This window comes from Nitrospirota bacterium (genome assembly GCA_035516965.1).
Classification (GTDB): Bacteria; Nitrospirota; UBA9217; order UBA9217; family UBA9217; genus MHEA01.
This window is the reverse complement of the sequence record DATIZR010000072.1, coordinates 21,736-35,603: the sequence shown is the minus strand read 5'-3', so window position 1 is coordinate 35,603 and position 13,868 is coordinate 21,736. Positions and strand designations below refer to the sequence as shown.

General features: G+C 60.4%; 18 protein-coding genes. 6 read left to right on the top strand and 12 right to left on the bottom strand.

Going from position 1 to position 13,868, the window contains the following annotated elements; genetic code table 11:
* Both VL197_11610 and VL197_11605 read left to right on the top strand, forming a co-directional pair.
* A partial coding sequence (locus VL197_11610; protein ID HUJ18627.1) for a hypothetical protein occupies window positions 1-250 on the top strand: 250 nt, incomplete at its 5' end.
* Window positions 251-398: 148 nt separating this feature from the next.
* A complete protein-coding gene (locus tag VL197_11605; GenBank protein ID HUJ18626.1) occupies window positions 399-1,103 on the top strand; it encodes a hypothetical protein in 705 nt (234 codons plus the stop codon).
* Window positions 1,104-1,131: 28 nt separating this feature from the next.
* Here VL197_11605 and VL197_11600 read toward each other — a convergent pair whose 3' ends face one another.
* The 8 genes from VL197_11600 to VL197_11565 form a co-directional block, all read right to left on the bottom strand.
* On the bottom strand, window positions 1,132-1,605 hold the full coding sequence (locus VL197_11600) for a dihydrofolate reductase (protein HUJ18625.1): 474 nt from the start codon (window positions 1,603-1,605) through the stop codon (window positions 1,132-1,134).
* A gap of 146 nt (window positions 1,606-1,751) precedes the next feature.
* Window positions 1,752-2,321 carry an isoprenylcysteine carboxylmethyltransferase family protein gene (locus VL197_11595; GenBank protein HUJ18624.1) on the bottom strand — a complete coding sequence of 190 codons (570 nt, stop codon included), beginning with the start codon at window positions 2,319-2,321 and terminating at the stop codon, window positions 1,752-1,754.
* Between the two features lie 31 nt (window positions 2,322-2,352).
* Complete coding sequence (locus VL197_11590; GenBank protein HUJ18623.1) at window positions 2,353-2,976, bottom strand: hypothetical protein; 624 nt, start codon at window positions 2,974-2,976, stop codon at window positions 2,353-2,355.
* A 156-nt stretch (window positions 2,977-3,132) separates the two neighbouring features.
* Window positions 3,133-4,629: a leucyl aminopeptidase gene (locus VL197_11585; GenBank protein HUJ18622.1), complete on the bottom strand. Its 1,497-nt coding sequence runs from the start codon at window positions 4,627-4,629 to the stop codon at window positions 3,133-3,135.
* A gap of 61 nt (window positions 4,630-4,690) precedes the next feature.
* The gene (locus tag VL197_11580) at window positions 4,691-5,422 is read right to left on the bottom strand and encodes a septal ring lytic transglycosylase RlpA family protein (protein HUJ18621.1); all 732 of its coding nucleotides are present in this window, start codon (window positions 5,420-5,422) and stop codon (window positions 4,691-4,693) included.
* A gap of 13 nt (window positions 5,423-5,435) precedes the next feature.
* Window positions 5,436-5,657, bottom strand: coding sequence for a hypothetical protein (locus tag VL197_11575; GenBank protein HUJ18620.1), 222 nt, complete (start codon window positions 5,655-5,657; stop codon window positions 5,436-5,438).
* Between the two features lie 109 nt (window positions 5,658-5,766).
* Window positions 5,767-6,234: a pyrimidine dimer DNA glycosylase/endonuclease V gene (locus VL197_11570; protein ID HUJ18619.1), complete on the bottom strand. Its 468-nt coding sequence runs from the start codon at window positions 6,232-6,234 to the stop codon at window positions 5,767-5,769.
* 52 nt (window positions 6,235-6,286) lie between these two features.
* Window positions 6,287-6,598: a hypothetical protein gene (locus VL197_11565; GenBank protein HUJ18618.1), complete on the bottom strand. Its 312-nt coding sequence runs from the start codon at window positions 6,596-6,598 to the stop codon at window positions 6,287-6,289.
* Between the two features lie 213 nt (window positions 6,599-6,811).
* On the opposite strand from VL197_11565, the gene VL197_11560 reads away from it, so the two are divergent.
* A complete protein-coding gene (locus VL197_11560) occupies window positions 6,812-7,489 on the top strand; it encodes a DUF554 domain-containing protein (GenBank protein ID HUJ18617.1) in 678 nt (225 codons plus the stop codon).
* A gap of 62 nt (window positions 7,490-7,551) precedes the next feature.
* A complete protein-coding gene (locus tag VL197_11555; GenBank protein HUJ18616.1) occupies window positions 7,552-9,567 on the top strand; it encodes a fused MFS/spermidine synthase in 2,016 nt (671 codons plus the stop codon).
* A gap of 53 nt (window positions 9,568-9,620) precedes the next feature.
* Here the strand turns inward: VL197_11555 and ygiD are convergent, their stop codons facing one another.
* The 4 genes from ygiD to VL197_11535 all read right to left on the bottom strand — a co-directional run bounded on the left by ygiD (window position 9,621) and on the right by VL197_11535 (window position 11,701).
* Window positions 9,621-10,406 carry a 4,5-DOPA dioxygenase extradiol gene (ygiD, locus tag VL197_11550; GenBank protein HUJ18615.1) on the bottom strand — a complete coding sequence of 262 codons (786 nt, stop codon included), beginning with the start codon at window positions 10,404-10,406 and terminating at the stop codon, window positions 9,621-9,623.
* Between the two features lie 48 nt (window positions 10,407-10,454).
* On the bottom strand, window positions 10,455-10,892 hold the full coding sequence (locus VL197_11545) for a hypothetical protein (GenBank protein HUJ18614.1): 438 nt from the start codon (window positions 10,890-10,892) through the stop codon (window positions 10,455-10,457).
* A gap of 150 nt (window positions 10,893-11,042) precedes the next feature.
* Window positions 11,043-11,426: a PilZ domain-containing protein gene (locus VL197_11540; GenBank protein ID HUJ18613.1), complete on the bottom strand. Its 384-nt coding sequence runs from the start codon at window positions 11,424-11,426 to the stop codon at window positions 11,043-11,045.
* Between the two features lie 101 nt (window positions 11,427-11,527).
* Window positions 11,528-11,701 (bottom strand): hypothetical protein, encoded by a 174-nt coding sequence (locus VL197_11535; GenBank protein ID HUJ18612.1) that lies wholly within the window; start codon window positions 11,699-11,701, stop codon window positions 11,528-11,530.
* 213 nt (window positions 11,702-11,914) lie between these two features.
* Between VL197_11535 and VL197_11530 the strand changes: the two genes are divergently transcribed.
* Together VL197_11530 and VL197_11525 are read left to right on the top strand one after the other, a co-directional pair.
* Window positions 11,915-12,583, top strand: coding sequence for a response regulator (locus tag VL197_11530; protein ID HUJ18611.1), 669 nt, complete (start codon window positions 11,915-11,917; stop codon window positions 12,581-12,583).
* Window positions 12,584-12,681: 98 nt separating this feature from the next.
* Window positions 12,682-13,755 (top strand): hypothetical protein, encoded by a 1,074-nt coding sequence (locus VL197_11525; protein HUJ18610.1) that lies wholly within the window; start codon window positions 12,682-12,684, stop codon window positions 13,753-13,755.
* The last annotated feature ends 113 nt before the right edge of the window (window positions 13,756-13,868 follow it).

The window sequence follows — 13,868 nt, the reverse complement described above, 5'->3', positions numbered from 1 at the left end:
CATCCCGGCCCTGCAGGCCGACGGCTCTCTCACGGAGGTGACCGACTCCGACTCCAACACGTATTATGTGAAGCCGCTCGAGATCGAGCAGCGAATGCTGCAGGATGCGGATCCGAACGCTTGCGATACACTTGCTCTGACGGGCTTCGGCGGCTACACGTTGCCCGACATGACCATGTTCACCGACCCGACGACTGCCGAACCGGCGGCCCCGGGCGCACCGGCCGTGATCGGCGGTGTCGTGCAGTAATTTTCACGATCTCTCCAAAGGGCGGAGCTTAGGCTCCGCCCTTTTTTTTGCGCGATCACTTTTCCCCCCCGTTGGAATCCAAAATATGATACAGTGTTCTTCGGCCCCCGGTCCCGAGGGCCATGATTACGTGATCCGGAGGAACGACATGAGGAAGTTTGTGTTCATTGGTTTCATCACGATCCTTGCGAGCATAAGCGCAGCCATTGCGGGTTCTGCCTCGGAACCCTCCAGGTGCAAGGAGCAGGACGGCGTCTGCAAAGATTTTGAAAAACTTACTCAGGCAGGCCAATTCGAGAAGATCGTGAACAGGATAGACAGTACAAAACAGTATTCTGAAGAAGCCCGCCATTCTATCGGCCATGCCTATCTTCAGCTTGCGGCCGTCGAGAGCAACACTCCCGAGCAGGAAGAGGCCTTCTGCAGGAAGGCGCTCGAGTTCGGCGCCACGCAGGCGTACATGGGGCTGTATTTCATCCACGTCCAGAAGGACGGGGATAACGCGCTCGAATTCCTGAGGCAGTACATCGCGACGAAACCGCGCGATTCGGTCCCCTATGTTATTCTGGGAGAATCGGAGCTCAACCGGAAGAACTATCAGCTGGCCGATACGTATCTGAGGGAGTCGAAGAAGGTGGCGATGGCGAATTCAATCCACGTGGACTGGATGCTCTTCCAGGCCAACTATCTGCTGGGAAATTATGAGTACGCGAGCGAGCGGCTGGAGACGGCCATGAACAGCGGAAAGTTCGATCAGGACCTGAAAGCGCTCGCTTCGGACGCCCGCTTCGAAGGAATGTTCACGCGCCCTGAATTCAGGAAATTCCAGGAACCGAAGTCCGCAGCACACTGATGCCGTTCCCTTCTCCTGCGCTCCCGCCTCAGCGCGTCCGGTCATATTGGACAACGCAGTACGGGAGCGCCTCCTGTATCTCCTCCCTGGCAACCTCCCGGAAATAATCAGGCACAACAGGAAAGAACGTATCCCCCTCATAAGGACGGTGGATGATCGAGAGATAGATGCGGTCCGCAAAGGCGATCGTCTCGCGAAAGACCGTCCCGCCGCCGCACACGAAGACCTCCTCCTCCCCCCTGCAGGACACGAACGCCTCCTCGAGGCTGTGGGCGACGGACACGCCCGGGAAGTTGTATCGCGCCTGCCTGGTCAGCACGATGTTCCTTCTTCCCGGCAGCGGGCGCCCGATGATCTCGAAGGTCACCCGGCCGAAGATGACGGGATGCCCCATGGTTATCTGCCGGAACCGTTTCTGGTCCGACGGGATGTGCCAGGGAATGGCGCTCCTGTTCCCGATCACGCGGTTCTCGGCCATGATAGCGATGAGGGATGTGATCATGATGGTACAGTAGCAAAAGGATGGAGACCTGTCAATGCGGAGGGTGGTTCGAAAATATGAAGGCCGCGTCGCAGGAATGAGAAAACCGGGGACGTGTTCCCCGGCAATCCGGCACGAGGTGAATCCAGATCGGTCGAGTCGGGGATTTACTTCATCAGCAGATAGAGAAGGACGGCGAACCCGATGAACACACCGATGGCGGTCTCGTGCTCCGAGTTCTCCCTGACCACGTCGAAGCTCCAGCGGTTCGCTCCCCTGGCGGGGTAGGGGCTCACGCGGGGAAGATAATCGGGAACGGCCTTATCATACACGGTCCAGGCCTCGCCGAAGCTGCCCACCAGTTTCTCGTTCTCCTGCTTCTTCTTGTACGGTGCGTAGTAAATGAAGAACCAGACGAACCCGCCGATCAGGATATAGATGTTCTGTGCCATGGCGCTGTACCCGATCGTGATGAGCAGTGTCCCGATGTAGAGCGGGTTCTTGACATAGGAGTACGGCCCGGTCGTCGTCAGCTGCTTGTTCTTCCTCAGATGGCCCGCCGCCCACAACCGCAGCCCCTCGCCGAGGAAAGTGACCACGGCGCCGGGAATGAACCAGGCAGGAGCGAGCTGCTTGTCCTTCGCGAGATAGAACAGGACCGCGGCCACCACGGCCGCCAGCACGGTCTTCGTCGTTATCTTCGTGAGCTTATACTGCAGGGTGCCTTTTACGGCCATGAGGGTCTCCTTCCGTCAAACGCTTCTTTGTTTACCACTTCCGCGGCATCGTCAGGTTCCGCAGCCTGAGCCATTTTTGTTCCCGGCCGGTGATGAGATCCGGCGCGTAGATGCTCTTCATTTTGATGAGCGACATCCGGTCCGCAAGGCCCAGGAGCGCCGTAAGCAAGCGTCCGACGAGAGGAACGCCGCCCGGATGCAGCGCCGAAGCGAGGTCCACGACAGCGACCTTTCCGTCCACCAGAAGGATGTTCGACCTCTTTTGCAAATCGAGGTGGACCCATCCGCGTGCATGTAGCGCCTCGATGACCGCTTCGAACTGCCGGATCTCTCCGGGACCGATCTCGCCGCGGTTGATGCTGCCCAGGTCGCGCCCTTCGAGATATTCGATCGCGATCGAAAAGGGGCCGAGCCGCTTGTACTGACCCGGGATCCCCTCGACGCCTGCCAGCGACCGGTAAGCCCGCAGCTCACGCGCGGTCACGACGCGGCCCACCAGGTTCCGCTCGAGGAAGCCCTTGCCGCTGAAATCCTTCACCACAAAACGCCTGCCGCGGACCTGCGTGATGAATATGTCGGCCTTCAGCGCCCTTCCCTTTACGAGCATCCGCTCAAGGTTCGAGAACGCTTCGGCATATGACAGCTCGGGGATCATGGGGCAACCTGTCCTGCAAAAGTTGCCACATTGTAGAAGCAGCACGAACAAGAGTCAAGGCTTTTGTTCCTGCAGTTCGGAAGGATACCTGCTGAAGAACGGGAACCCGCATCCTGATGGGAAGCGATCAGCGGGGATACAAGCCTCGACGGAACCTTACCGGCCATCCGCCGCGTAATCACGCAGGAACTGCGTCAGAAGCCGCATGCCGATGCCCGTGGCGCCTTTCGGGGTGTAGGGCCGGTCCTTGTCGGTCCAGGCCGTGGCCGCGATGTCGAGGTGCACCCAGGGATACTTCTCCACGAACTTCGAGAGGAGTGCCGCAGCGGTGATCACGCCGCCGTCCCGGCCGCCGGCGTTCTTCATGTCAGCGATGTCGCTCTTGATGTTTTCATAATAGCCTTCCCAGAGCGGCATCTCCCACACGCGCTCACCGGTTTTCTCGCCGGCCGCGCGGACCATCTCTTTGAACCGCTCGTCGGTGCCGAGCATGCCCGTAGCCTCCTGGCCGAGGGCGACCCTGCAGGCGCCTGTCAGCGTGGCGATGTCCACGATGACGGCGGGCTTGAACCGGCAGGCGTACGTGAGCGCATCGGAGAGGATCAGCCTGCCCTCCGCGTCGGTGTTGATGATCTCGATCGTCTGGCCCGACAGGGTGCGCAGGATGTCGCCCGGCTTGTACGCGCTTCCGCTGGGCATGTTCTCCGTTGCCGGGAGGAGGCCGACGATGTTGAGCGGGAGCTTGAGCGCGGCCGCGGTCCGGATCGCGCCGAGCACCGCGGCGCCGCCCGCCATATCGTCCTTCATCTTGTCCATGTTCTCCGGGGGCTTGATCGAGATGCCACCCGAGTCGAAGGTGATGGTCTTGCCCACGAGCGCGATGAACGGCTTGCTGCCGCCCTTCCGGTACTCGATGATGATGAACTTGGGTGGCTGCACGCTGCCCGATGCGACGCCGAGGAGTGCGCCCATACCGAGTCTCTCCATCTGCCCGCGCTCCAGTATCTGCAGCTTCAGGCCGTACTCACGGGAGATTTCCCTCGCGCGGGACGCGACGATCGCGGGCGTCATGTCCGCCGGCGGCGAACTGACCATGTCCCGCACCATCATCGTGGACCAGGCGATCACCTCGCCGGCCTTCGCGCCCCGCTGCATTGCTTTGACGGAATCCGCGCGTTCCGTCATGAGGGAGACCGTGCGTACCTCTTTTTTCCGGTTCTCCTCCCCGGTCTTGTATTGCAGGAACCGGTAGAGGCCGAGCATGGCTCCCTCGGTAAGGGCCTGGGCCCTCTCCTCGTTATCAAAGCCGAAGCCGTCCCCTTCGATCACGATATCCCCGGCTCCAGCCGAGCGCAGGGCGGACGACGCCCTGCCCGCCGCCTGCCTGATCCTGTTCAGTGTCAGGTCGCTCCGCTTGCCGAGGCCCGCAAGCATCAGCCGCTCCGCCGCGAGTTTGCCCTCCGGATAGAGGAGATGGACACTGCCGGCCGTGGGCTTGAAGTCGCCCTTTTTCACGAGCCTGGCGATCGCGCCGCCCAGCATCCGGTCCATCCGTTCGACGACGCCGGAGAGTTTCTCATCTTCGAAGACCGGGATGACTGCCCCCTCGGTCACGACCTTTTCAAGAGTACTCGTAACGACAGCGATCTTCATGATTCACACCTGCACGATGCATCGAATTTGCCCTGTTCCTTCTCTCATTTCGCTCCGCTGCTCAGTCCTTCCGCACAACATAGGGCTCGAGCCCTTCCAGTTTCAGCTTGCCTGCGACCAGTTCAGCCTTCTCCAGGGTTCCGTACGAACCGACCCGGACCCGGTAGAGCCTCCCGAGGTTCGTCTCAAAAGGAGTGATCGTGATGACCTCGTACTTCCGGGAAAGCCGGTCCTTCAGCAGCTGGGCGCTCTCCGCTTCGGTAAAGACCGCTGCCTGAACCGTATAGGTCGCGTTCCCGTTCGGCTGCTCCAGCGCCTCGATCCTGACCCGTGCCGTGCCTTGTGCGATAAAGCCGAGCTCGCGGGCAGCTCCGTAGGAGAGGTCCAGGACCCTGTTGCCGCTAAAAGGTCCTCGGTCGTTCACCGTGAGTTTGATGCTCTTGAGGTTTTCGAGATTGGTGACGCGGATGACCGTGCCGAGCGGCAGGGTGCGGTGAGCTGCCGAGAGGGCATTCATGTCGAAAATTTCGCCGCTGGCCGTCTTCCTGCCCTGAAATTCCCTGCCGTACCAGGAGGCTATCCCCGTTTCCTGGTAAGTCACAGTCTGCGCTGAAGCCGTCCGTGTTTGAGCGGACCGGGCCTCAGCAGCCGGCGCTGCTGGGGGAACAGACGGGGATACAGAAGAGGATGCCGCCGGAAACTGCTTTTCCGCGCATGCCGCTGCCAGCAGGAGAACAGCGAGCATCAGACCCTGGCGCATCCCCGCCCTGCTGCCCCCGACCACGCTTCGCATGCACGCACCCGTTCTACGCCGAGGCCTTTTCTTCAGGCTTTGCTTCCGATTTCTTGCTCACGGACTTATAAGCTTTGGCTGCACGGAGTTTCCGCTGCGCCCTCTTCACTTTTTTCCGGGCTTCGCGCACGCCGGCGTCGGATTTTTTTCCTTCGGCCTTCTTGCTCTTCTCTGCAGCGGCCGCTTTCAATTTCTGGATCTTCTGCGCGAGCTCTTCCTGGTTCACCTTGTTCACTCCGTGTTCCTCCCCATTTCAGCAGGTTTTATTGATTCCATCCTTCTCGGACGCCCAATAATAGAATAAACTCCCCGGTAAATCAAGGGATATTGTGATCCCTTCTGTTTTATTTTACCTGCCTCCCGCGGCCAGGGGCCGCCTCCCAGGCTGCAATGTCACCGGGAACGATGATGAAGAACGGATGCGGATCGGGCAGGGATGCCAACAGAAGTTCACGGTAGCGCTCCGGGTCCCTCATTTTCAGCTTCCCGAGCAGGTGTTTCCATTCGTACCCGAGCTGGCCTTCCGTACAGGCAATGCGGCTGGTCGTCTTTCCGGGTCCGATCCTGGCCGCGTCAAAGCAATAGCCGCGCTCCCGGGCTTCTCGCCAGATCGACCGGAGATAGGTAGCGATCGCCTCTTTAGGACGCGCGTGGGCCTTGAAGCGCTCCAACTGGGGATGGCTCCGGTAGCCTATGGTGCTGCCGCGCAGCACCTGTTGTGCCAGCAATGCCTCGCGCCAGAGCGCGACCAGGCCTTTCGGGTCAAGATACTTGGGATGAAAAGACCAGAGTCTCATAGGGTCGTTGGGCAAAAAAAAGGAGCCTCCCGGACGGGAGACCCCTTTCAAGGATGATTCGGAATGGTTAGCAGCCCACGGGAGCCTTGGGCTTCGCTGCGGGAGCGGCTGCCGGCGCGGCCATGACGTGCTTCAGCGTGTCCTTCTCGACGGATACTTGGACCTTGTCGCCGGCCTTTACCTTGCTGAGGTCGACGGCCTTGTCGGCCTTCAGGGTCATGTCAGCGTTGGTGCCTTCAGCGCAGAAAACGACCGTACCGGCCTTTGCATCCACGCTCTTGATGGTGCCCTTCTGCATATCCATGCCTGCTGCGAAAACCAGGGAAACCAGTGAAACAACCATAAGCACTACCACAAAAACTGCTGCGATCTTCTTCATCTTTTTCTACTCCTCCTTCAGGGATTATTGGTAAACGCTACGGTGTCGTACCTTACCACAACTTTAAAAAATACTCAATTAGAATTTTAAATGATGCGATTTGAAAATGTTGTACGCAAGTAATTCCCCTTTTCTGCAATTGAACCTGCCGCGGTGCAGCGGGCCTGCATTATCCGGTTCCCTCAGCGAATAAAAAGCGTATAATACAGCCCCATGAAAGGGTATGTGTTCAACAGCCTGCTCGTGGCAGGCGGCAGCCTGCTCGGCCTCCTGGCCGGGGAAAAGGTCAACGAGAACGTCAAGGAAGCCGTGTTCACCGTGCTCGGCCTGGTCACGGCCGTCGTCGGGCTCAGAATGTGCCTGAACGGCGGCGATATCATCCCGATCGTGTTCTGCCTCGTGCTCGGCGCGCTGGCGGGCAGCGCATTCAGGCTTGAGGACCGGGTGAACAATGCCCTGAACCGCATGAACAACGCCTTCTTCTCGGGAAGGTACGACACCGAGGGCTTTGTGATGGCCAGCACCCTGTTCTGCGTCGGCTCCATGACCATCATCGGTTCGCTCAAGGACGGGCTGAACGGCGACGGCACGCTGATCAGGACCAAGTCGGTCATGGACTGCTTCGCGTCTTTCCTCCTGGCCTCGCGCTACGGCAGGTCGGTCGCGTTCTCGGCCGTCACGGTCTTCGTGGTCCAGGGGGCGTTGACCCTCTTCTCCGGCAGCCTGACCGCCCTCGCCACGCAGCGCATGATGAGCAACATCGACGGCCTGGGCGGGATCATCGTTCTCGCCATCGGCCTGAACCTGCTGAAGCTCAAAAGCACCAAGACGCTTGACCTGCTGCCGGGGCTGCTCCTTATCGTGGCCTACGGACTCTGGAGCGCCCCGTGAGCGATGGCCGGCCATTTTTCGCAAGACTCGGCCCGCCGGTTGTGTTATAATCCCGCCTCGAAATGCTTCTCTCCGCCACAACGATATTCCTGAGCGCCTTCCTGCTGTTTCAGATCCAGCCCATGATCGCCAAGATGATCCTGCCGTGGTTCGGCGGATCCGCCGCTGTCTGGATCACGGCGATGCTCTTTTTCCAGACAACGCTCCTCGGCGGCTATCTCTACGCCCACTGGTCGATCCGTTCGCTCAAACCGAAAGCGCAGGCCCTCGTGCACGGCGCCCTGCTCTGCGCAAGCCTTCCGTTCCTGCCGATCGCGCCCGCCCTTTCATGGAAACCTGTTGGCAGCGAGGACCCCGTTATGCGCATCCTGGGCCTGCTCACGTTCTCCGTCGGGCTGCCGTACTTCCTGCTCTCCTCGACAAGCCCGCTCCTCCAAGCTTGGTACAGCCGGAAATACCGGGCGGGGCTCCCCTACCGGCTGTTCGCACTCTCCAACCTGGCGTCCCTTGCCGGCCTCCTGGCCTATCCCGTCATCGTGGAGCCGAAGGTCACCCTCGGGCAACAGTCGCAGGGATGGTCGGCGGCATACATCGTCTTTGGCGTGCTCGCGGTCGCCTCGGCCTTCCTGAGCAGCCGGAGCCCCGGCGAGCAGGCCTGCGCCGCCAAGGGCCTTGCGGACAGCGGGGACAACGGCCCGCCCCGGGCGGGGCAGCAGCTCCTCTGGTTCCTGCTCGCCGGCTGCGCCTCGACGCTCCTTCTCGCCGTCACGAATCACCTGACGCAGAACGTGGCCTCGATCCCGTTCCTCTGGGTCGTGCCGCTCTCCCTGTATCTGCTGACGTTCGTGCTTACCTTTGATTTCGAGCGGATCTACAGCCGCCGCATCTTTGCGTGGCTCCTGCCGGCCGCCCTGGGCACCATGGCATACGGGCTGATCGCCTGGAACTCGCAGACGAACCTCAGAACGGTCATTCCCGTCTTTACCGCGGGCCTGTTCATCTGCTGCATGTACTGTCACGGCGAACTGGTGCGCCGCAAGCCTTCGCCGCACCACCTGACGTCGTTCTACCTCATGCTCTCCCTCGGCGGCGCCTTCGGCGGCGTCCTCGTCGGGCTCGTAGCGCCGAACACCATGCCGGCGTATTTCGAGCTTCCCCTCGCCCTTGGCGCGTGCGCGGTCCTGATGCTGTTCCTGCTCGATTACCGGAGGGACCGCCTGGCCCTCGCCCTCGGCTGGTGCGTCGCCGTTACCGTGGTTTTCACCGGAGGCAGGTATATGACGAAATACGGCGAGACAGCGCGCATTGCGGTCAGAAATTTTTATGGAGGTCTGCGGGTGAATGAGTACGACCGGGGAACGGACGAGGAACACCGCATCCTGGTCCACGGGACCGTGGACCACGGCATGCAGCTCATGGCGCCGGGACATAGGCGCGACCGGGTCACGTACTACGGACCCGGGACGGGCATCGGCCTCGCCCTGCAATCCCGGCGGCAATCGCCGATCAAGGTGGGCGTGATCGGACTCGGTGCGGGCTCCCTGGCCGCTTATGCCGAGCCGGGAGACCTGTTCCGGTTCTACGAGATCAATCCCCTCGTGTTACGGATAGCCCGCACGGAGTTCACGTACCTGGCCGACTGCCGGGGGTCCGTGGAAGTCGTGCTCGGCGACGGACGCCTTTCGCTCGAGCGCGAGCCTGCACAGAACTACGATGTCCTGGCCGTGGATGCCTTTTCCGGTGACGCGGTGCCCGTGCACCTGTTGACGAAACAGGCCATCGAGCTCTACTTCCGGCATCTCAAGCCGCGGGGGATCCTCGCGCTGCACATCACGAACTCCCACCTCGACCTGGCGCCGGTCGTCGAGAAGCTTCGGAGGGAACTGGGCAAGCAGGGGATTCTCATCAGAACGGAGAAGGATGAGGACAACAACCTCTACGCTACGCGCTGGGCGCTCCTGTCCTCAAAACCGATAGCCGCGCCCTCCATTCGGGACGCCGCCGAGAAGCTGCCCTGGCGGCCTGATCTGCAGGCCTGGACCGATGACTACAGCAATCTGTTCCAGATTCTCAAATAACGATTCTTCCGCGCACCGCAAGAGCCGGTCGGCACGCTCTCTTCCGCCAGCCCCTACCCTATCCGGAAGCAACGCATCGAGACCGACGCGTTCTGGATCCCTTCATGGATGAACGTCAGTTCATCGTCCTTCTCCTGCAGCGCGATCGCGTAGATCATCGGCAGATAGTGATCCAGCGTCGGCACGGCCAGGGCCGACGCCTTCCCGTTTCCGTCATACCGGATGAGGTCCCTGTGGTTCCGTGCGAGCAGGTGCTTCTTGACCCGGTCATCGAACTCAAGGGCCCAGGCATAGGGCTCGGCGTCCATGTTCTCGAAATCGATGATGCCCAGATTGTGGACGATGTTGCCGCTTCCGATGATCAATACGCCCTTTCTGCGCAGCACGGACAGCTCCCGCGCCAGGTCGTAGTGATACTGGAGCGGCTTGGGATGCCATTCATTGAACGAGTAATCCAGGCTCATTTCAAACACGGGAATGTCCGCCGCGGGGTACAGGTGCCTCAGCACTGCCCAGGACGCGTGGTCCAGCCCCCACTCCCGGTCGCAGGAGACAGGGACGTCCGTGACCGCCTCGGTCACCGCCTGCGCCTCGTGGGGAGCCCCCGGGCTCGGATAATCAAGCGCATAGAGCTCATCGGGAAAGCCGTAAAAATCGTAGATCGTCTTCGGCTTTTTCGTGCAGGTAACGCGCGTCCCGTTCGTGAGCCAGTGGGCCGATACCACCATGATGGCCTTTGGACGCGGGAGCTGCCTTCCCAGTGCGGAGAGGCTTCGCGTGTAGCTGTTGTCCAGGATGATGTTCATCGGGGAGCCATGGCCGATGAACAGGACCGGCATTTTATTATCCACGGCGATTTCCTCCACGGTCTTCAGGGGGGTCGTTGCTCACGCGGCGTCTCGCTCCGCCGCAGCCAGCCTGAAATCCTGCTCGATGTTCCTGATGAACGCGTCCCTCCTTTGATGATAGTGCGCTGCTTTCGCCGCCCGGTACCTCCTGAAACCCAGGAAAAAGTACACTTCAAAGCACGAGGCGGCCATCCCCAGCAAAATGATCGTATACCTCACCCGCTGCAGGTCGGGATGGACAGCCACGTCGATATTCATGACCGCGATCACGACACCGACGAGCGCAACAAGGATCGACGTGAACAGCTTGAAGAAGCGGCGCTCGACCTCGGAGACCTCGACAACCTCAACATAGTCGAAAAGACTGCCGGCCTTCATCTTGAACGTCTCCCACTCCGCGGTGCGGGCATGGTACAGGAGCGCCCGCCGGTACCCTTCAACTTCATCATTGAACCTCTCGGAGAACTCTTTCTTCATGACCCCGACCTCGCATGTCAATGCCTGCCCTCCCTATTATTTAGTATAGCGCCTCTCCACCGGGATGCCGGCGGCTCGCAGGACTTTTTTCCGGGATAGTGTGATTTTTCAGAAATGCAGGAGAGGGGGAGAGAATCCCGCGGGAAATGATCAGGCCGGAAGGACGGCTTTCTTCCCGGCAATGGATTCTATCGCCGCCCGTGCCTCGTCGGTGAGATCAAGGAACCTGATCCCGGAGCGGTAGAGGTTCGAATCGAGCGCAGGCCTGATGACCCGGACCACCTCGCCCGAGGCCCTGACCTCGACGGAGCCGGGAGGCGTCAGCGCGCAGGACACGCGATCCCCGTTCTCGAGAGGCCGGTCCGTCTCGACCAGCATGCCCGTGACGCTGATGTCTTCGGACCTGCAGTAAAAGGGCGAATCCCGCCCGCTCCCCTGAACGGAGAGCGTCAGGAGCAGCCTGAGCGATTTCCTGCCCGGTACGGAAAGGAGCTGCTGCGCCTTTTCGATCAGGATCGGCGGTGTGACGGGCACCGTGAGGACTTCATTTGCCCTGCATCGGGCCCCTTGTTCCCTGCCCTCGTCCGTATCGGGTACAGATCATGATGAACGAAACATTCCGGAGGAGCTTATCCTCACGGATCAAGGCGCAGAGCTGTTCGCTTGCCCGCAATGTCACAGCCCCAGAGCAGGGCGCCGCATGACTTGATAGCATCGATGGTTGACGGGGTGGCCTGGACAGGCTGGTAGGGAAGAACGAAAGCCAGGGCGATCATTATCAGAATGATAAGGACTTCACGCCTGAGCATGGGCAACAGTCACATCGAACCATTGGCGTGTCAACAGGGTTTTCAGGCCATGAATCCCCGATTTTCCATGAGTTTCAACTATTCAAATATTCCGCTCTTCAGCGAGGACCTTGACAATACTGCAAAGCCGATTATACTTTCAGTTAACAACAGTTCTCTTTCTCCATCTTCACCATTACGGCCTTGCCATAATTCCTCCGTGAGAGGACGTCCATGAGAAAACGGCGCGCCATTGTGTTCGACGATGATCCGATCATCATCACCATGTTCAAAAGTTTTTTTCAGTCACTGGGGTACGACGTGGTTGCCCTGACCGAGCCCGTGGTCTGCCCGATGGAGGATGGGAAGGACGGGTCCTGCACGAAAGAGCAGCCCTGCGCCGATCTGATCATCACGGACTACAAGATGCCCGGCATGAACGGCATCGAACTGCTCAAGGCCCAGGCGCTGCGCGGATGCAGGCTGATCCCCGCCAACAAGGCACTGATCTCCGGGTATCTTGAGGGAGAAAAGGTTGAAGCGATCAGGGCGCTGGGATGCGCCTATTTCGACAAGCCCGTGAACCTCGTCGAACTGGAAGGCTGGATTGCCGAATGCGAAGAGCGGGCCGACCTGGCCCTGCCGGTGGACGACCGGAGGAAGGAACCGCGGAGAGCCGTCTCGCATGCGCCCATCCAGGTACGGTGGGAAAACTATGTCATGACCTGCTTTGCCCGGGACATCAGCCCCAACGGGTACTGTCTCAATCTGCCCGTGTCCCTGGACCGCACGCAGCTCGTCCAGGTGGCTTCCCAGGCTCACGCGGCTCCCCGTCCGGCACTCGTTCGCTGGGTATCAAAGCAGGAGAACGGCTTCTACCTCACGGGATTGAGCTGCTGCTGACCTTCGTCTCTACTCTTCCCGCCCGTTATTTCCGTCAGTGCTGATGTCTTCGGAAGAACGGCTCGCCGTGCACGCCAGCGGAACGGAGGCTGATCCTCATGAACAGAACGTTCACCCCTTTCACCCCCCTTCTCCTCGCCATCCTGCTGTCCTGCTGTACGGTGAACCGGCAGGAGACACTGCCGGCGAGGCCCTTCGTTGACCGCCACATGACGAACGTCACCCAGCTTACCTTCGACGGAGACAACGGCGAGGCCTATTTTTCCCCTGATGGTAAAAAACTCATCTTCCAGTCCAGCCGGGGCGGATCCGGCTGCGACAAGATTTGGATCATGAACAGCGACGGTTCGGACAAGCACCGGGTCAGCCCCGACCACGGCGCCCATACGTGCTCCTTCTTCCTGCCTTCCGGCAGGATCATCTTTGCCTCCACAAGCCATTTGCCCGGCGACTGCCCGCCGAAGCCAGCGATGCCGAAGGGCGCCCGTTATGTATGGCCGCTCTACCCCTACAACATCTTCACGGCGAGGGCCGACGGAAAAGATTTGAAGAAAATCACGGATAATCCGAAATACGACGCCGAGCCCGTGGTCTCTCCGGACGGGAACCGGATCGTCTTCGGTTCGCAGCGGGAGGGTAACTTCGACGTCTATGTCATGAACAGCGACGGAACGGGCCTGCGGCGCCTGACGGACCGCACGGGCTACAACGGCGGACCGTGGTTCTCGCCGGACGGCAGCAGGATCGTATGGCGGGCCTGGTACCCCGAGACCGAGGCGGAAAAGGCGCAATGGAAGGACTGCATGGAAAGGAATTACATCCTGGCCTTCCCGCTCGACCTCTGGGTGATGGATTCCGACGGATCGAACAAGCGGATGATCCTGCACAACGGGGCGACCAACTTCGCGCCCTCCTGGCATCACGACGGCAGGCGCATCATCTTCGCGAGCAACAGGGACGACTGGCACGCGGACATCGGGCAGTTCGGCCATAACTTCGAACTCTACCTCATCAACAGCGACGGCACGGGGCTGGAGCGCATCACCTACAACAGCGTCTTCGACAGCTTCCCCATGTTCTCACCGGACGGGAAGAAGCTCGTCTGGGCCTCGAACCGTAACGCGCAGAAACCCCATGAGACAGACATCTTCATTGCCGACTGGACGGAGTAGACGACAACCCGCCGGAAGTCCGCGGCACCGGTCCCTGTCTGGCTCATGTTCTCGCCAATCATGCTGTTTTCCTGTATAATTTCGTTACGAATGTTTCCCGGATGGGGCTGCCG